Origin of the sequence: Ochrobactrum sp. C6C9 (assembly GCF_022627935.1) — a bacterium.
In the GTDB taxonomy this organism is placed as follows: Bacteria; Pseudomonadota; Alphaproteobacteria; order Rhizobiales; family Rhizobiaceae; genus Brucella; species Brucella teleogrylli.
Genome location: NZ_JABXGB010000010.1, coordinates 111,335 through 128,974, shown reverse-complemented (window position 1 = coordinate 128,974; position 17,640 = coordinate 111,335). Strand labels below are relative to the sequence as shown.

Genomic DNA, 17,640 nt, shown 5'->3' with positions numbered 1-17,640 from the left:
TCATCCTTTCACGCCGCCGCTGGTGAGGCCGGAGATAAGTGCGCGTTGCATCAAAAGCCCAACAATAACCGGCGGAAGTGCTGCCAAAACACCCGCCGTCGCAATCAGCCCGTAATCGGAAACGCGCCCGCCAGCGAGATCGGCGATAGCGACTGTCAGCGTCCGCGCTCTCTGATCCGATGTGAACAAAAGCGCATAGAAAAATTCGTCCCATCCCAGCAGAAATGCGAACAGCGCCGATGTCGCAACAATCGGCAATGCAAGCGGCAGCGTGATGATACGCAATGTCTGGAACAGGCTTGCACCGTCAATCATCGCGGCCTGCTCAATCTCCTGCGGGATACCATCGAAGCCAGACTTCATCAGCCATGTGGTGAATGGTGCCAGAATGGTGAGGTAGACAAGCGCGAGACCGAATACCGAATTCAGCAGCCCTAGTTTTGCAAGGAGAATGTAAAGCGGCACGGCCAAAGCCACCGGAGGCAGCATGTATGTGCCAATGACCAAAGTGAGCGACCAACCGATGCGCGAGGTCCGCGATACCGCCCAACCGGCAGGGATCGCAACAAGGATCGCCACTAATGTGGCCATGCCCGCCACTCTCAGACTGTTATACATCGATGCCACAAAGGCAGCGCCAGCGCTATTGGGGACCGTGGACAGCAGAGTCTGATAGCGAGAAAAATCCGCTGTGGTCGGCCACCATTTCAATGGGCGAACAGACAGGTCGGCCATCGGCGATATGCTCATGACAAACAGCCAGAACAAGGGCGCGAGGATAATGACTGCTAGCGACAGCGCAGCGAGATAAACGAAGAAAGTTGCGATGGGGCTTCGACGTTCCATTATGTTGCCGCTCCAGCCGTTTTGCGCACCAGAAAACCATAGCCCAACGCCAGCACCGTAACGATTAGGGTCACAATGAGCGCCAGCGATGCACCAGATCCCGCGCGCTGGAAGGAAAATGCTTCCTGATAAACGAGGATAGAAAGCGTACGTGTGGAATTAGCGGGGCCACCGCGGGTCATGATCCAGATAATGTCAAAGACCTTGAATGCCTCAATGGTGCGGAGCACAAGCGCGACCATCAATGGTCCCGCAAGATAGGGCAGAATCACAAACCGGAATCGGTTGAATGGACCCGCGCCATCGACGAGCGATGCAGCTGTTATGTCTCTTGGGACGGCTTGAAGGGCCGCCAACGCGATGAGTGCGACAAGCGGGAAGTTCTTCCAGCAATCGGCAACAATCAGCGCCGTCATTGCTGCTGACGGTTCGCCGAGCCATGACTGGTAGTCTGAAATGATGCCAAGCTGGGTCAACAGCGAATTGAGCGCACCATATTCGGGATTGTAGATGAGACGCCATAGTGTTGCGTTGACCACCGTTGGCAACGCCCATGGCAGAATAAGCAAGGCGCGCAGAACAGTGCGGCCATAAAACTGCTGGTTCAGCAACAGTGCCGCCAAAACGCCAAGGACCATTTCGGCTGACACCGAGATGAGAGAAAACCAGGTTGTGGTCCAGAAGGCACGCTGGAAATTTGAGCTGGTTAGCATCTTGATGTAATTGGCAAAGCCAACAAAATCGCCGCCAGTGCCGACAAGCTTTGCATCGGTGAACGAAAGCCGCACCGTTTCAAACATTGGCCAGCCGATCACGCAAACCATGACGGCGAGTAACGGAAGCATCAGCAACCACGCTCGCATAGTCATCCAGTTGCCGGACATTGTTTGCACCTCAGTCTAAATGGAAGAAGGGAGTGGATGCAGATGCAACCACTCCCATCAGGGTCTTAGAGTCCGCTGTTTTCAGCTGCGGATTTGAGGGCGTCTTCCGGCGAAGACTGTCCAAGCAAAGCTTCCTGAATGGACTGCTGCAAGGCCGTGGACATTTCCTGATATTTCGGTGTCGTCGGGCGCGGATACATCGCAGCCAGGCCGAGCTTCGCTGCCGCAATCAACTCTTCCTGTCCCTTCGATACAGCCGGATCGTCATAGGACGACGCCCAGATCGGCAGAGACAGTTTTGCATAATCGTTCTGGACCTTTTGCGAGGTCATAAAGACGATATATTTCCACGCATCATCAGGATGTTTGCTGGTGGTGGTGATGCCAAGCCCCATGGAACCATTGACAGCCGAAACCTCGCTCTTGCCTTCGACGCCCGGCGCAGGCACCACGCCCACCTTGCCAACCACTTTGCTTTCGGCAGGGTCATTGACCTTACTATACATATAGGTCCAGTTCAGCGCGAAAGCGGCGTCACCATTCTGGAAGACCTTGCGTACGTCCTCCTCCAGAAACTCTTTCGAGTTGGGATTGCTGAGGCCGGACTTATAGCTGTCCACCATATATCTGAGGGCATCCAGTCCGCCATCCTTGTCGAAGGCGGGCTTTCCGTCTTTCAGGAAATCGCCGCCATAAGCACTCACCAGCGTGGTGTAGTCGCAAATCGCGGCCTCCGCCTGCGCCCAACTCCACGCAATCGGCGATGCAAGCAATCCCTTGTCCTTGATGATCTTTGCCTGATCGTTGAGTTCCGCCCAAGTCTTAGGCGGGTTCTTTATACCTGCTTTCTCAAGGATTTCCTTGTTGTAGAACAGGTACTTGGTATCCAGAATCCACGGCATGCCGTAATATTTGTCCTGATACTGAACCGTCGTCCAGGCGCCTGGCAGAACGCCCTTCTTCATCTCGTCCGTAATGCGCGACGAGACATCGACAAGCACATTGTTGCTTGCATATTCGGCTGGCCAGATCACGTCGAACAGCACAACGTCATAGCCCTGCCCCGAACCCTGAGCCAGAACCGTCTTGTCATGCAACCCTTCATAGGGCACGAATTCCAGATTGACCTTCACATCCGGATTGGCTGTCTGAAAGGCCTCCGTCATCGCGCGTACATCCGCTTCGCTATAAGCGGCCTGCGCCATGAACAGGGCATTCAGGGTCGTTTCAGCAAATGCGTGCGGAACCGAGAAAGCGGATACGGCCAGCGTACCCAGCAAGACGGTGCGAATTGATTTAAGCATTGGTACCTCCCGTTAACCTGCCTCCGGCTTGTGCTAGTGCCGTGCACATTGCCTTATCGCCGTGAGATCAGAGCTGTTGTTCCACCATTATTAAATGTTCATGTTCTTTATTAAGTCAAATCCATTGACTTAAACGTGTTATAAATATCTACTGGTGTCAAGAGGGATTGAGGATGCCAAGAAAGAGCGACATTCGGGCCACGAGTGGCACCAATCATGAGGGTACAAGCGCCCATAATCGCAGGGTGATCATCGACGCCCTGCGCCAAAACAGATCGCTCTCCCGCGCCGAACTCGCCCGTGCGACAAATCTCACCAAACAGACGATCTCCAACCTGATTGAAGGTCTGGAAAGCGACGGATTGGTGAGTTCGGAAAATGCCGTCAGGCGTGGTCGCGGACAACCGGCAACGCCCTACCGGCTGGTGCCCGAGGGCGCTTTTGCGCTCGGCGTTCAGATCGACCGGCATCTGACCCGGATCGTCATCGTCAATCTGACCGGCGATGAAGTCGTGCGGCGAGAGGCCAGACTGCCACCCGATAATCCGGAAGAAGGCTGCGCCATCATTCTGGAAGAAATTGCCAAAGCGCAAGCGACGCTCGCACGGGAATTCCCCGATGGACACTATCGAATGTCAGGGCTTGGTGTCGCCATGCCCGGACCTTTCGGGACAAAGGTTCCCGAGCATGACCGATGGGTGATGAGTGCATGGCAATCTTTCCCGCTGATCGACAGGTTGACCCAAAGCACCGGCCTGACTGTAACATTGCAGAACGATGCTACGGCCTGCGCGCGGGCAGAAAAAATGGTTGGTCTCGCAGACGGCCTCGATAATGTCGTCTGTATCTATATGGGCTACGGTGTCGGCGCCGGGCTGATACTGAACGGAGAAATCTATACGGGCAGCAAGGGCAATGCCGGTGAAATCGGCACCATGCTTATGACCAATCGTGGCGCGCAAACGCCACTGGAACACCATGCTTCTCTCTGGTCGCTCTACAAACATTTGAAAATCGACGAAGCACAGCCCGATCTTTCTGCGGAATTGGAAGCCCTGTTGGCGCAGAACGATCCGCAACTGGAAACATGGCTGGAGCGGGCGGCGATGGAACTGAGATCCGCCATCCATACGATAGAAGCGATCTTCGACCCGCAAACAGTTATTCTGTGTGGCGGCGCGCCGAAACTTCTGGCCAACCGGCTCGTGGACCGGATCGAGCCGCTCATTTCCTCCAGCGTAGATTACCCGGTGCGGACATTGCCGCGTCTGCTGGTCGGGTTGACCGATATATGGGCCGTGGCGCGCGGGGCAGCCCTTGAGCAGATCAGCAGGCATTTCGACCCGCGTTTCTCAGCACTGCTGAAGTCTGGCATCGCTTCCTGAAGTTCGCGCGACAGTCATTATCGGCCGCAGCTTAACATGCACGGTATAAACTGCTAGGAAGCCTGCAAAGACGGGAAATATGTCCGGGCCGGTCGGAACTGGACTTGCAAAAATCTGCAATGATACAGATCAGTTCATCTTCCCTATAATGTCTCGCTGAAAACGAAAGGTAGTGAGAAAATCATATGCGCTTGACGCTTTATACGGACTTTTCGCTTCGCGTCTTGATCCATCTGGCAATTCACGAGGACCGTCTGTGTTCGATCGGCGAAATTGCCAACGCATATTCGATTTCCCACAACCATCTGATGAAAGTCGTCAATGGCCTCGTGAGCGGCGGTTTCATTGAAACGGTTCGCGGGCGGAGCGGAGGCCTGCGTCTGGCTCGCCCTGCGCATACCATTTCGGTGGGCGCTGTCGTCCGGCATACGGAAGAAGGTCTTCATCAACTGGCGGACTGTCCAGGATGCGCACTTTCGCCCGCTTGCGGTCTAACCGGTGTGCTGGCGCAGGGCGTTGAAGCGATGCTTCGTGTGTTCGATAGTTATACGGTTGAAGATCTGCTGACAGACAAAACCGTCATGCGCCGACTGACCGAGCGCAAGCCACCGCTCAGTTTTGACCTGATGGATTAAGCAAAGGAACGGATTTTCACCCGTTCCCTGTTTTTGCATATACAGATTTGAAGGCCTCAAGCGGCCAGAAGTTCGTCCGCAGGACCGAAAAACTCGTAATGGATACGGTCAGACGGCACACCCGCCAGCGATAGCGCTGATACGGCGGCACGCAGGAAAAGGCGCGGTCCGCAGATATAGTAGTCTGCATCCTGTAGCGGCGTGTTGGCAACCAGCCACTCATCCGTAATCAGCCCCGCATGGTCGTAATGCACACCCGTTTTCTCACCGTCCAGTGGTGTCTGGTGAAAATCGCTCACACGGATCGCGTCACCCTTGGCGGCAAGTGCCTGCACATGATCGCGCATCGCATGGGTCTCGCGGTTATGTGTGCCGTGAATATACTGCGTTGGAAGTTTAGGGTGTTGGTCGGCGATGGTTTCGAGCATCGCAACCATCGGCGTAAGCCCAACGCCACCAGACAACAACACAACCGGACGCGTCGGGCTATCGGCCAGAAAAAATTCACCTGCTGGCGCTGCAACCTTGATGACGCTGCCGATGGCTGCCTGATCATGCAGCCAGTTCGACGCCACGCCACCAGGCTCCTTCTTGACCGAAATCCGGTAGGTTTTGCCATTCGCGGCGCTTGAAATGGAGTAGTTGCGCTTGATTGGCGCGTGATTGGCGATTTCAAACCAGAAGGTCAGATACTGGCCGGGCTTGTGCTCCATGACCCGCCCGCCATCCACGGGGCGGAGAACGAACGACGATATCGTGCTGCTTTCACGGACGATCTCGTCAATGCGAAAATCACGCCAGCCGTTCCAGCCGCCATCAGCAACTTTCTGCTCGTCATAAATGCGATTTTCCCGCGCCATCAGAATGTTGGCCAGAAACCAGTAGGCGTCGCCCCAGGCTTCCAGAATTTCATCTGTTGCAGCATCACCCAGCACGGCTTTGATCGCTCCCAGCAAAGCTTCAGCCACATGGGGATAATGTTCCGGGAGAATTTGAAGGCCCACATGTTTTTGCGCAATTCGCTCCACCGCCGGGGCCAGCGCGGCCAGATTCTCGATATTGCTGGCATAGGCGAGAATCGCACCTGCCAGCGCTCGCGGCTGCGATGAAGCTTCTCCGTGATGAGACTGGTTGAACAGATCCCTGATTTCAGGATTCTGGAACATGCGCGAATACATTTCATGAACAATATCAAGCCCATGAGCATTGAGCGCGGGAACGGTCGCCTTGACGATGGCAACCGTGTTTTCCTTCAGTGTCTGCGACATATGCGTCTCCATATCAAATGCATGCCAGGCGACCTGTTCGCTATCAGGCCTATGCGCATTTCGACGGCTGCACCGCCGGAATGAGTCTCACGATGTTAAATTATGTATCTGATATGCATCTATATGGGCGCGCGAAAACATGCAAATAAAATACTTGTTTTTGGGTGCGACCAAACGTGGCGTGGTGTGGCGAGGATTATTGAGAGAATGCGTCCTGAAGGACTTGGGTGCGGCGTGAAATATGCGCGTTGAACCAGCCGGCTATGCTTTGCTGGTTGGCAGTCAAGAGAACACCGAATTCCCCTGCGAAATCGCACCATCCATTTGCATAAGTATCGCGCACGACCGTCAATACCGGCACGCCGCGCGCAAATGCAGTTTCGATAACCGCACGCAAGCCATGGCCTTCGCATTCGCCCTTGCCGAAGCGATTAAGGATGAGCAAATCCGTCGGTCGATCAAGCTCGGCAAGCAATTCGGCTGCAATGTCTGCCAGTGCGGCAGGATCGAGACGGCATCCTGACGATCCCGTGCCCAGCGGCTGCGAAATGAGCCGAACCTCACCACTATCGATATGTTCGATAGAGATTGTTCGGCAACATTCATCCGTTTGTGCACCGCGATGCTGGAGGAAACCGGTGACACGCAGACCTTCCTCCCGTGCCCGTGTCACGATATCCGCCAGAAAATGATCGACCGGCAAATCTTTCACGCAGTGAATGGCTGCCAGGCTGGGCTTTTTACTCATGCGCTTCCCCGGTCATCCGCCAGCAGGTCTATTCCGGTTATGTCGGCATCTGCAGCGAGGATTGCGATATATTGCGAGACGGCTTTCGACCATGTGGATGCTTCCAGCCAGCCCGCAATTCTGTCCGCAACATAATCGAAGGGAAGCTCTTCGCCATCGACGCGCCGTTCGAGGCGAATGATATGAAAGCCAAAACGGCTTTCGATTGGCGCCGCCGTGATCTCACCCGGCATCAGCCGTTCCAGCGCCCGTTCGAATTCCGGCACGGTGCTGCCGCGCGTAAGCTGCCCGAGATTGCCGCCCTGCGCGCTGGAAGGACAAGCAGAGTAGTCATGCGCCAAGGATGCAAAGCTTGTCGGCTCGGCAATCGCCGAGGCGGCAAGTTGTGTCGCTGTGGAACGCGCTCTGTCCCGTTGTTTCTCATCAGCCGGATCAGCAGAAATCAATATGTGACTTGCTTCCAGAATGGGCTCGCTCGTAAAGCGATGGCGATTGTTCTCATAAAACCGCAGCGCCTCCTCACGCGTGGCCGAAGGCACTTCGACCTCCTGCTCGATCACCATCCGCACAAGCGCATCTTCGTCGGTTTCGCTGCGTCCTTCCGCATCTTTCTCGTGCACTGGCGCGAGGCCAATTTCTTTTGCGCGTTGCAGAAGAAGTTCGCGCACCGCAAGCGCCCGCGCAGCCGCGAGCAGCGCCCTCCCCGGATTTTCCGATGGATGGTTTTGCGCCTCCGTCAGAATGTTCGTCTCATCAATCGTCACGCCATTGACGGACACCGCATCGAAAACCGGGCGCGGCTTTGGCGGTACGCGCGTGTCCGGCTCCTTATAGCTCGTGTAACCCTCATGATGAGCATGTGCGCCACGCGGTTGTTCTGACGGTTGTTTCCGATCAAAAAGTGTCACCATGATCTTTACTCCGCTGGAATGCGCATGTGGGAGGACTGAGCCGTATGGTTGCGCTCGCGCACGACCTGATAGCCCGGACGCCAGATGTAGCGGACCGGCGCACTCAACATATGCACAAGCCGCGTGAACGGGAACAGCAGGAAGATTGTGAGCCCGAGGAAAATGTGCATCTTGAAGATGATGGACGCATCGGTGATGTAGCTTGAAGCTTCCGGGTTGAAAGTAAAGATGCCTTGCGCCCAGTTCATGAACTTCACCATTTCATGGCCATCGATGTGCTGCAACGAAACGGGGATAGAGCTGAGGCCAAGCAGAAGCTGGACCCAGAGCAGAATGATGATCAGCGTGTCGGTCGGGCGCGACGACGCGCGAACACGCGGGTCGAAAACCCGGCGATGGGCCAGAAGCGAGGCGCCGATAATGGCCATCACCCCCGCGATTCCACCAGCAACCACAGCCAATATTTGCTTGGCCTCATGGCTGACGCCCAGAGCGTCAAAAACCCAGATCGGCGTCAGCAGACCGACAAAGTGCCCGGCAAAGATGAATAGCACGCCGACGTGAAAAAGCACGGAACCCCACATCAGCTGCTTGCGCCGCAGAAGCTGGCTGGACCCTGAACGCCATGTATAGGGCTCACGGTCGTAACGAAAGATCGAACCGAGCGCGAGTACACTGAGCGCGATATAGGGATAGATGCCGAACAGAAACGTATGGATATAAGCCATTTTCCGTCTCCTAAAGATGCGATGGGTTGGACGGGGCGCCGGGCTTGCGCTGTGCGGCGCGCATCTGCATACGCAGCCGGTCCGGTCCGCAGGAATTCTCACCCGCATTGCCGCCGAAGGTCACCACTTCCTCTTCCCAGATACGGTCGAGTGCGGCGAGATCATTAGGGTCGTCCTCTTCCAGTCGAAGCAACTCGCCAACAAGATTCTTGTCCGGTTTCGCATTGGCAACGTGAAGCAGCGCCGCAAAAGCATTGGCATAAGGCGACTGACGCTTACGCAGACGTTCGCCGAGCGCCGCCGTGATATGGCCGGTCTGGGCGAGGAGATCGTGAATTTCTTCCGGTGAACGCGTCGACAAAAATTCGAGGAACAGCGGCAGATAGTCCGGCAGTTCCTTCGCATCGACGACAAGGCCGTTGTCGTCATACATTTTCATCAGATCAACCATAGCCTGACCGCGATCACGGCTTTCGCCATGGACATGCTCGAAAAGATGCAGCGACAGCGAACGCGTCCGATCGAACAGATGGACATAACGCTCCTGCGCCTCATAGAGATCGCAGTCGCAAACATAATCCGTGAGACTGTCGAGAAGCTTCCGGACACCGGAAGAAAGCTTTTCTCCTGCCAGCGCATCTTTCAACTCCTGCCCGCCCAGCTGAAGCTCGGCGGTCGGATAGGAAAGCAGGAGCGAAATGATTTTCAGGGTCTTGTTCATTACACTTGCTCCCTGAAGATATCTGTCGGCGTCTGGACCAGTTTCGGTCGCTTGGAGCCGAACAGATCTTCCGTCGATGAACCGCCCGAGCAGCCATTGCCAAAGGTGAAGCCGCAGGAGCCGCGCATGTCATAGGCATCTTCGGTAACTTCGCGATGCGTGGTCGGAATGACAAAACGGTCTTCGTAGTTGGCGATTGCCATGATGTGATACATTTCCTCGATCATCGCGCCACTCATGCCAACGCGATCCGCAATCGCCTCGTCGAGAACGCCATCGACCGTCCTGGCGCGCATATAGGCGCGCATGGCGAGCATGCGTTCCAGCGCCGAAATAACGGGCTCCTCTTTGCCCGCCGTCAGAAGATTGGCGAGATAACGGACCGGAATGCGCATGGAGCGGACATCCGGCAGTGGGCCGTCCATGCCGAGCTTGCCTGCAGCGGCAGCCGACTGGAGCGGCGAGAGCGGCGGAACATACCAGACCATCGGCAAGGTGCGGTATTCAGGATGCAGCGGGAAGGCAATTTTCCATTGCATCGCCATCTTGTAGACCGGCGAGTGCTTGGCGGATTCCAGCCAGGCTTCCGGCACGCCATCCTTGCGGGCCTGTTCGATCACGGCAGGATCGTTCGGATCAAGGAAGATATTGAGCTGTTCCTGATAGAGATCCTGCTCGTTGGCGGTGGAAGCGGCTTCCGAAATACGGTCGGCATCGTAGAGCATCACGCCGAGATAGCGAATGCGACCGACACAGGTTTCGGAGCATACCGTTGGCTGGCCGGCTTCAATACGCGGATAGCAGAAGATGCACTTCTCGGATTTGCCCGAACTCCAGTTGTAATAGATTTTCTTATAGGGGCAGCCGGAAACGCACATGCGCCAGCCACGGCACTTTTCCTGGTCGATCAGGACGATGCCGTCATCCTCGCGCTTGTAGATTGCGCCTGAAGGACAGGCCGCAACACAGGTCGGGTTGAGGCAATGCTCGCACAAGCGCGGCAGATACATCATGAAGGTATTTTCGAACTGGCCGTAGATTTCCTTTTCCACGCCCTCAAAATTGTAATCCTTCGAACGCTTGGCGAATTCGCCACCGAGAATTTCTTCCCAGTTCGGACCCCATTCGATCTTCTCCATCCGCTCGCCAGAAATCAGCGAACGCGGACGGGCGGTCGGCATGGTCTTGCTTTCGCCCGCTGTCTGGAGATGACCGTAATCGAAATCGAACGGTTCATAATAATCGTCGATTTCAGGCAGGTCCGGATTGGCGAAAATCTTGGCGAGGATGCGCCATTTCGCGCCCATCTTCGGCTCGATCTTACCGTTCTTCTTGCGGACCCAGCCGCCGTTCCACTTCTTCTGGTTTTCCCATTCCTTTGGGAAGCCAATGCCGGGTTTGGTTTCGACATTGTTGAACCAGGCATATTCCACGCCTTCGCGATTGGTCCAGACGTTCTTGCACGTCACCGAGCAGGTGTGGCAGCCGATGCACTTGTCGAGATTAAGCACCATTCCGATTTGAGCGCGAATTTTCATTCTGCTGCCTCCTTAGCGAACGACGACTGTTTGCTTTCTTCCAATGGACCTTCCATCCAGTCCACATGGTCGAGCTTGCGCACCACAACGAATTCGTCACGGTTGGACCCAACCGTGCCGTAATAATTGAAACCGTAGGACTGATGCGCGTACCCGCCGATCATATGCGTCGGCTTGGTGATGATGCGTGTGACGGAGTTGTGAATGCCACCGCGCTGGCCGGTCATTGGCGAGCCGGGCGTGTTCACGATCTTTTCCTGCGCATGATACATGAAGACGGTTCCGTCCTTCATGCGCTGGGAGACAACCGCGCGCGCCACAATGGCGCCGTTGGCATTGTAAACTTCCACCCAGTCATTATCGACAAGACCAGCCCGTGCGGCATCCGGCTCCGAAATCCAGACAACCGGCCCGCCACGATTGAGTGTGAGCATCAAGAGGTTATCCGTATAGGTCGAGTGAATGCCCCATTTCTGATGCGGCGTGATGAAGTTCAGCACGAGATGCGGCTTGCCATCCGCCTTCTCGCGGATCGCAGGATTGACCGTCTTGGTATCAATGGGCGGACGATAGACACAGAAGCCTTCACCGAAAGCGCGCATCCACAAATGATCCTGGTAGAGCTGCTGACGACCGGTCAGCGTGCGCCATGGGATCAGTTCATGCACATTGGTATAGCCCGCATTGTAACACACGCTCTCTGATTCAATGCCGGACCATGTCGGGGATGAAATGATCTTGCGGGGCTGAGAAACGATATCGCGGTAGCGGATCTTTTCATCTTCCTTTGGGATCGCCAGATGGGTGTGGTTGCGTCCGGTAAACTTGGAAAGCGCTTTCCACGCCTTGACCGCAACCTCGCCGTTAGTTTCCGGCGCGAGCGACAGAATGACTTCAGTTGCATCGATGTCGGTATAAATACGCGGACGTCCCTGGCTTGCGCCAGGCTCTTCAACTTTTCCGTTGAGCTTGGCGAGCAAATCCACCTCATGTTCAGTATTCCACGAGATACCCTTGCCGCCATTGCCAAGCTTGTCGAGAAGCGGGCCAACAGAAGTGTAGCGCTTGTAGAGATTGGGATAGTCGCGCTCTACAACCACAACAGATGGCATCGTCTTGCCGGGGATCGGCTCGACCTCGCCCTTTTTCCAGTCGAGGACGTCCTTGGGCTGCGCCAGTTCGCCAGCCGTGTCATGCAGGGTCGGAACAAGAACAACGTCCTTTTCGACACCCAACACTTCCGGGGCGACTTCAGAAAACTTTTTGGCAATGTCTTTGAAGATTTCCCAGTCGCTGCGTGCTTCCCATGCAGGGTCCGCTGCGCTCGACAGCGGATGGATGAAGGGATGCATGTCGGAGGTATTGAGATCGTTTTTTTCGTACCAGGTTGCGGTTGGCAGGACGATATCGGAATAGACGCAGGTCGTGGACATGCGGAAATCGAGCGTGACCAGAAGGTCTAGCTTTCCTTCCGGCGCATTCTCGTGCCACACGGCCTCGCGGCTTTCCTGCGCTCCGTCCTGACCGAGATCCTTGCCAAGCAAACCGTTCGATGTACCGAGCAAATGCTTCAGGAAATATTCGTGTCCCTTGCCCGACGAGCCAAGCAGGTTCGAACGCCAGACAAACATGTTGCGCGGCCAGTTGGCTTCGTGGTCGGGGTCCTCGCAGGACATGGTGACGGTGCCGTTCTTCAACGCATTTGCGATGAAGTCTTTCGGGTCTTTGCCAGAACTTGACGCTTCCTTTGCTATGTCCAACGGATTGGTCTGGAGTTGTGGCGCAGACGGCAGCCAGCCCATGCGCTCGGCCCGGATGTTGTAATCAAGTAAAGTGCCGTCCCATGCACCATCAGGCGCTGTCGGCGACAGAATGTCCTGCACCTTCACCGTCTCATAACGCCACTGGTCAGTATGCGCATAAAAGAACGAGGTTGAGTTCATATGGCGCGGTGGACGGTTCCAGTCGAGCGCAAAGGCGAGCGCTGTCCAGCCCGTTTGCGGGCGCAGCTTCTCCTGCCCCACATAATGGCTCCAGCCGCCACCGGACTGGCCGATACAACCGCACATCACCAGCATGTTGATGATGCCACGATAGTTCATGTCCATGTGGTACCAGTGGTTAAGACCGGCCCCCAGAATGACCATGGAGCGGCCATTGGTCTTTTCGGCATTGGTCGCGAATTCACGCGCCACCGCAATGATCTGATCGCGCGGGACGCCGGTGATTTTTTCGGCCCAGGCCGGAGTGTATGGCAGGCCTTCGTCGTAGGACTTGGCCGAATTCTCGTCGCCAAGGCCCCGATCAAGCCCGTAATTGGCCGCAAACAGGTCGAACACGGTCGCGACCATGACGTCGCCGCCCTTGAGCTTGAGCTTGCGGGCCGGAACCTTGCGGACCAGCACGCTGTCATGGTCGCTGCCTTCAAAGTAATCGTGCTCACGATTGCCGAAATATGGGAAGGCCACATCGGCGACGGCATCGTGTTTGTCCTTGTCGATGAAGCTCTTGGCCAGTTCCACATCCTGGCCGTTGCCGCCCTTTTCTTCGAGATTCCACTGGCCATCGTCGCCCCAACGGAAACCGATGGAACCCTGTGGCGCAACATAGGCGCCAGACTTGGTGTCGAAAGCAACCGTCTTCCAGTCTGGATTGTTGCCTTCGCCGAGATCACCCTTGAAATCGGAAGCACGCAGGAAACGATCCGGCACATAGCGCCCGTCTTTCTGGCTGAGCATGACCAGCATCGGGAAGTCGGAATATTTACGACAATAATCCTCGAAATATGGAACCTGACGGTCCAGATGATATTCGCGCAGGATGACATGGCCGAGCGCCATGGCAAGCGCTGCGTCCGTCCCCTGCTTGGGGTGCAGCCACAAATCGGAAAACTTGGCCGCCTCCGAATAGTCCGGCGAAACCACCACCGACTTGGTTCCCTTATAGCGTACCTCGGTATAGAAATGAGCATCCGGCGTGCGGGTCTGCGGGACATTGGAGCCCCAGAGCATGAGGAACCCGGCATTATACCAGTCGGCAGATTCCGGCACGTCGGTTTGCTCGCCCCATGTCATCGGCGAAGCAGGTGGCAGGTCGCAATACCAGTCGTAGAACGACATGCAGACGCCGCCAAGCAGCGACAGATAACGCGAACCCGCCGCATAGGACACCATCGACATGGCCGGGATCGGAGAAAAGCCGATCACGCGGTCCGGCCCGTAGGTCTTGGTCGTATAGGCGTTGGCCGCAGCGATGATCTCGTTGACTTCCGCCCAACTGGCGCGGACAAAACCACCAAGCCCACGCACTTTCATATAGTCAGCCCGCTTTGCCGGGTCCTGCTGGATCGCTGCCCAAGCCGCGACCGGCGTTTTTACCGCACGTTCCTTGCGCCACAATCTCAGGAGGCGCGAGCGGATCAACGGGTATTTCACCCGGTTGGCTGAATAGACATACCAGCTATAGCTCGCCCCGCGCGAACAACCGCGCGGCTCGTGGTTGGGAAGGTCGGCGCGGGTGCGCGGATAATCCGTCTGCTGGGTTTCCCAGGTGATGATCCCGCCCTTGACGTAAACTTTCCACGAGCAGGAGCCGGTGCAGTTCACACCATGGGTGGAGCGGACGATCTTGTCGTGCTGCCAGCGCTTGCGATAGGCGTCTTCCCAATCACGGTTTTCATTGGTTGTGACCCCATGGCCTTCCGAAAAGGTGCCGACATTCTTGCGCGCAAGAAAATTCAGGCGATCGAGGAGCAGACTCATGATTTTATCCTCACATTATATCGTTAGGCCACGGCAGGCGCTGGCTTGCGGCCATGCTCAACGTCGTAGAGCAGTCCGCCTTTTCGGGTGTAGACGCCCCAGGTGATCAGGAGGCAGGTCACGTAGAAAATCAGGAACGCCCACAGTGCCGCTTCCGGTCCGCCGGTCATGCTGATCGAGGTGCCGTAGCCTTTTGGAATGAAGAAGGCGCCGAATGCTGCAATGGCGGAGGTGAAGCCCGTGATGGCCGCAGATTCCTTTTCGGCCTCATGGCGACGTTCTTCCGGCGTGGCATTTGGCATGAGCCGGACCATTTCCTTTGACATGATCGCCGGGATCATCTGGAAGGTGGAAGCGTTGCCAATACCCGTGGCGAAGAACAGCAGGACGAAGGAAGCGAAGAAGCCCCAGAAAGCGTTCGGCTGGTCTTTGACACCGACGAACCACAGCACGCCCGCGACACCGATCATCATCAGCACGAATGCCCAGATGGTGACGCGGCCGCCGCCGTATTTATCGGCGAGCCAGCCTGAACCCGACCGCGACAGCGCGCCAACGAGCGGTCCAAGGAAGGCATAGTGCAGAGCATTGACCTCTGGAAACAGGATGTTGGTCAGAAGCGGGAAGCCAGCCGAATAGCCGATGAACGAACCAAATGTACCGGTATAAAGCCAGCACATAATCCAGTTGTGCTTGCGGCGGAAGATAACAGCCTGATCGGCAAAGGATGCTTTGGCCGATGCGATATCGTTCATGCCGAACCAGTTGGCGAAAGCCGTGATGATGATGAATGGCACAAAGATGAACCCGGCATTTTGCAGCCAGAGTGGCGCGTTGCCCGCCTCGGTGGCGACCATGGCCGGGTTGCCACCGAGCTTGCCGAAGATACCGGCGGTGATGACAAGCGGAACCACGAACTGCACCACGCTAACGCCGAGATTGCCGAGGCCCGCATTGAGCGCCGCTGCATTGCCCTTTTCATGCTTCGGGAAGAAGAACGAGATATTCGACATGGAGGAGGCAAAATTACCGCCGCCGAAGCCACAGAACAGGGCCAGGAGCAGAAACACGAAGTACGGTGTGGTCGGGTTCTGCACCGCATAACCAATGCCGATTGCCGGGATAACCAGCGACCATGTGGTCAATGTGGTCCAGAGGCGTCCACCAAAGATCGGCACCATGAAGGAATAGAAAATGCGGAAGGTTGCACCCGAAATGCCGGGGAGCGCCGCCAGCCAAAACAACTGGTCGGTCGTGAACTGGTAGCCCACCAGCGGCAGCTTTGCCACCACCACAGACCAGACTTGCCAGATAGCGAAGGACAACAGCAGTGCGGGAATGGAAAGCCACAGATTGCGCTTGGCGATCTTCTTGCCTTTCTGTTCCCAGAAGACCGGATCGTCGGGACGCCAATCGGTCAAAACCGCGTCGCTCCTGGTTGGTTTGATTTCGGCTTTCTTGAGTCCCTGCAATTCGGCAAAGGCTGGAAGCTCTTCCGTCGTCGTGCCTTGTGCGGCGTGTTCCATCTGGCGGATCGAAACATGCATCCAGACAAGGGAAACCGCGACGATGAAGAAGAGCAGCATGAAGCAGCTCGTCCACAGGCCAGTCAGGTCCAGAAGCACACCGAACAGAATGGGCAGGATAAAGCCACCCAGCCCACCGATCATGCCGACCAGACCACCAACAGAGCCGACATTGCCCGGATAGTAAACCGGGATGTGCTTGAACACAGCGGCTTTGCCCAAAGCCATGAAGAAGCCAAGGATAAAAACGGTGATCGTAAAGCCGACCATACCCATTTCAGCATGGAAGCTGAGCGGCCCCTTATCGCTTTGAATAACGTAATCCGTCGGTGGGTAAGACAGGACAAACGTTGCCACGAGTGAGACAAGAAACGTCCAGTACATGACTTTTCGCGCACCATAGACATCGGACAGATGCCCGCCATAGGCTCGGAAAAGGCTGGCTGGAACGGAGAAGAAGACCGCGATCATGCCCGCCACGCGGATATCGACGCCATAAACATGGATCAGATATTGCGGCAGCCACAGGGCAAGCGCCACGAACGCGCCAAAGACGAAGAAGTAATAAAGCGAGAAACGCCAGACCTGTATGTTTTTGAGCGGCTCAAGCTCCATAAGTGTGCTGGCAGGCTTTTCACCGGTGCGGCGACGTTCGACCAGAACGGGATCATCGCTGGTCGTGAAATAGAAGACCAAGGCCATGACGACCATAGCCGCCGCCCAGATTTCCGCAACCGCATGCCAGCCGAAGGCAACCATGACGATGGGTGCGAAAAACTTCGTAACGGCGGAGCCGACATTCCCGGCGCCGAAAATGCCGAGCGCAACGCCCTGCTTATCAGGAGGATACCAACGCGACACATAGGCGACACCGACCGAAAATGAGCCACCCGCCACGCCAACACCGAGCGCGGCGATCAGCATCTGCGGATAGTTGGTCGCGAAAGTAAGGAGATAGGTTGCAAGCGCCGAAATGAGCATGGTCAGCGCGAAAATCAGTCGACCGCCATAGCGATCCGCCCAAATGCCCAGAATAACGCGGATAAGAGAGCCGGTGAGTATTGGTGTACCGACAAGCAGACCGAACTGTGTTTCGGACAAACCGAGTTCAGAACGTATCTGAATTCCAATGATTGCAAATATTGTCCAAACCGCAAAACATGTCGTGAACGCGATGGTGCTCATAGCAAGAGCTGTAGTTTGCCCTTTGGGGGCAGCTCCCTCGACGTTTGGCATAGGCGTACTCCGAATTGAATACCGTTACAGGTTTCGTTTGCACTTATGCGCCTGCTGTCTGATAAATACATTGATTAAGATCAAAATTGTTTGATTTTTCAAGATTAAAAAACGCAATGACAAGAAATAAGTCTTCATAAGAATTATTT

At 55.9% G+C, this 17,640-nt stretch carries 13 protein-coding genes; 2 read left to right on the top strand and 11 right to left on the bottom strand.

Features of this window, described 5'->3' with window-relative positions; all coding sequences use genetic code 11:
- From HWD97_RS10335 to HWD97_RS10325, 3 genes are all read right to left on the bottom strand, one after another.
- Positions 1-846 carry a carbohydrate ABC transporter permease gene (locus HWD97_RS10335; protein ID WP_109366084.1) on the bottom strand — a complete coding sequence of 282 codons (846 nt, stop codon included), beginning with the start codon at positions 844-846 and terminating at the stop codon, positions 1-3.
- Positions 846-1,730, bottom strand: coding sequence for a carbohydrate ABC transporter permease (locus HWD97_RS10330; RefSeq protein ID WP_109366085.1), 885 nt, complete (start codon positions 1,728-1,730; stop codon positions 846-848). Before HWD97_RS10330 ends, HWD97_RS10335 begins: the two co-directional genes overlap by 1 nt.
- A 65-nt stretch (positions 1,731-1,795) precedes the next feature.
- On the bottom strand, positions 1,796-3,034 hold the full coding sequence (locus HWD97_RS10325) for an extracellular solute-binding protein (RefSeq protein WP_109366086.1): 1,239 nt from the start codon (positions 3,032-3,034) through the stop codon (positions 1,796-1,798).
- Positions 3,035-3,207: 173 nt separating this feature from the next.
- Between HWD97_RS10325 and HWD97_RS10320 the strand changes: the two genes are divergently transcribed.
- Entirely contained in the window at positions 3,208-4,419 is a 1,212-nt protein-coding gene (locus tag HWD97_RS10320; RefSeq protein ID WP_109366087.1) for an ROK family transcriptional regulator, read from the top strand.
- Positions 4,420-4,604: 185 nt separating this feature from the next.
- A complete protein-coding gene (locus HWD97_RS10315) occupies positions 4,605-5,054 on the top strand; it encodes an Rrf2 family transcriptional regulator (RefSeq protein WP_109366088.1) in 450 nt (149 codons plus the stop codon).
- A 56-nt stretch (positions 5,055-5,110) separates the two neighbouring features.
- Here the strand turns inward: HWD97_RS10315 and hmpA are convergent, their stop codons facing one another.
- The 8 genes from hmpA to HWD97_RS10275 all read right to left on the bottom strand — a co-directional run bounded on the left by hmpA (position 5,111) and on the right by HWD97_RS10275 (position 17,491).
- Positions 5,111-6,322, bottom strand: coding sequence for an NO-inducible flavohemoprotein (gene hmpA / locus HWD97_RS10310; RefSeq protein WP_109366089.1), 1,212 nt, complete (start codon positions 6,320-6,322; stop codon positions 5,111-5,113).
- Between the two features lie 196 nt (positions 6,323-6,518).
- Complete coding sequence (locus HWD97_RS10305) at positions 6,519-7,070, bottom strand: DUF2478 domain-containing protein (RefSeq protein WP_109366090.1); 552 nt, start codon at positions 7,068-7,070, stop codon at positions 6,519-6,521.
- Positions 7,067-7,981: a peptidylprolyl isomerase gene (locus tag HWD97_RS10300; protein WP_319080249.1), complete on the bottom strand. Its 915-nt coding sequence runs from the start codon at positions 7,979-7,981 to the stop codon at positions 7,067-7,069. The genes HWD97_RS10305 and HWD97_RS10300 overlap by 4 nt, the downstream gene beginning before the upstream one ends.
- A gap of 5 nt (positions 7,982-7,986) precedes the next feature.
- Complete coding sequence (narI, locus tag HWD97_RS10295; RefSeq protein ID WP_109366092.1) at positions 7,987-8,709, bottom strand: respiratory nitrate reductase subunit gamma; 723 nt, start codon at positions 8,707-8,709, stop codon at positions 7,987-7,989.
- Between the two features lie 10 nt (positions 8,710-8,719).
- Positions 8,720-9,430 (bottom strand): nitrate reductase molybdenum cofactor assembly chaperone, encoded by a 711-nt coding sequence (gene narJ, locus HWD97_RS10290; RefSeq protein ID WP_109366093.1) that lies wholly within the window; start codon positions 9,428-9,430, stop codon positions 8,720-8,722.
- Positions 9,430-10,968 carry a nitrate reductase subunit beta gene (gene narH / locus HWD97_RS10285; protein WP_109366094.1) on the bottom strand — a complete coding sequence of 513 codons (1,539 nt, stop codon included), beginning with the start codon at positions 10,966-10,968 and terminating at the stop codon, positions 9,430-9,432. The genes narJ and narH overlap by 1 nt, the downstream gene beginning before the upstream one ends.
- Positions 10,965-14,729 carry a nitrate reductase subunit alpha gene (locus tag HWD97_RS10280; protein WP_109366095.1) on the bottom strand — a complete coding sequence of 1,255 codons (3,765 nt, stop codon included), beginning with the start codon at positions 14,727-14,729 and terminating at the stop codon, positions 10,965-10,967. Before HWD97_RS10280 ends, narH begins: the two co-directional genes overlap by 4 nt.
- A gap of 23 nt (positions 14,730-14,752) precedes the next feature.
- Complete coding sequence (locus tag HWD97_RS10275; protein ID WP_109366096.1) at positions 14,753-17,491, bottom strand: MFS transporter; 2,739 nt, start codon at positions 17,489-17,491, stop codon at positions 14,753-14,755.
- Positions 17,492-17,640 lie beyond the last annotated feature (149 nt).

Excerpts from the sequence above, each read along its gene's own strand:
- hmpA (WP_109366089.1), bottom strand. The coding sequence starts at position 6,322 with ATGTCGCAGACACTGAAGGAAAACACGGTTGCCATCGTCAAGGCGACC.
- HWD97_RS10305 (WP_109366090.1), bottom strand. The coding sequence starts at position 7,070 with ATGAGTAAAAAGCCCAGCCTGGCAGCCATTCACTGCGTGAAAGATTTG.
- narH (WP_109366094.1), bottom strand. The coding sequence starts at position 10,968 with ATGAAAATTCGCGCTCAAATCGGAATGGTGCTTAATCTCGACAAGTGC.
- HWD97_RS10315 (WP_109366088.1), top strand. The coding sequence starts at position 4,605 with ATGCGCTTGACGCTTTATACGGACTTTTCGCTTCGCGTCTTGATCCAT.
- HWD97_RS10330 (WP_109366085.1), bottom strand. The coding sequence starts at position 1,730 with ATGTCCGGCAACTGGATGACTATGCGAGCGTGGTTGCTGATGCTTCCG.
- HWD97_RS10275 (WP_109366096.1), bottom strand. The coding sequence starts at position 17,491 with ATGCCAAACGTCGAGGGAGCTGCCCCCAAAGGGCAAACTACAGCTCTT.
- narJ (WP_109366093.1), bottom strand. The coding sequence starts at position 9,430 with ATGAACAAGACCCTGAAAATCATTTCGCTCCTGCTTTCCTATCCGACC.
- HWD97_RS10280 (WP_109366095.1), bottom strand. The coding sequence starts at position 14,729 with ATGAGTCTGCTCCTCGATCGCCTGAATTTTCTTGCGCGCAAGAATGTC.
- narI (WP_109366092.1), bottom strand. The coding sequence starts at position 8,709 with ATGGCTTATATCCATACGTTTCTGTTCGGCATCTATCCCTATATCGCG.
- HWD97_RS10300 (WP_319080249.1), bottom strand. The coding sequence starts at position 7,981 with ATGGTGACACTTTTTGATCGGAAACAACCGTCAGAACAACCGCGTGGC.
- HWD97_RS10335 (WP_109366084.1), bottom strand. The coding sequence starts at position 846 with ATGGAACGTCGAAGCCCCATCGCAACTTTCTTCGTTTATCTCGCTGCG.
- HWD97_RS10320 (WP_109366087.1), top strand. The coding sequence starts at position 3,208 with ATGCCAAGAAAGAGCGACATTCGGGCCACGAGTGGCACCAATCATGAG.
- HWD97_RS10325 (WP_109366086.1), bottom strand. The coding sequence starts at position 3,034 with ATGCTTAAATCAATTCGCACCGTCTTGCTGGGTACGCTGGCCGTATCC.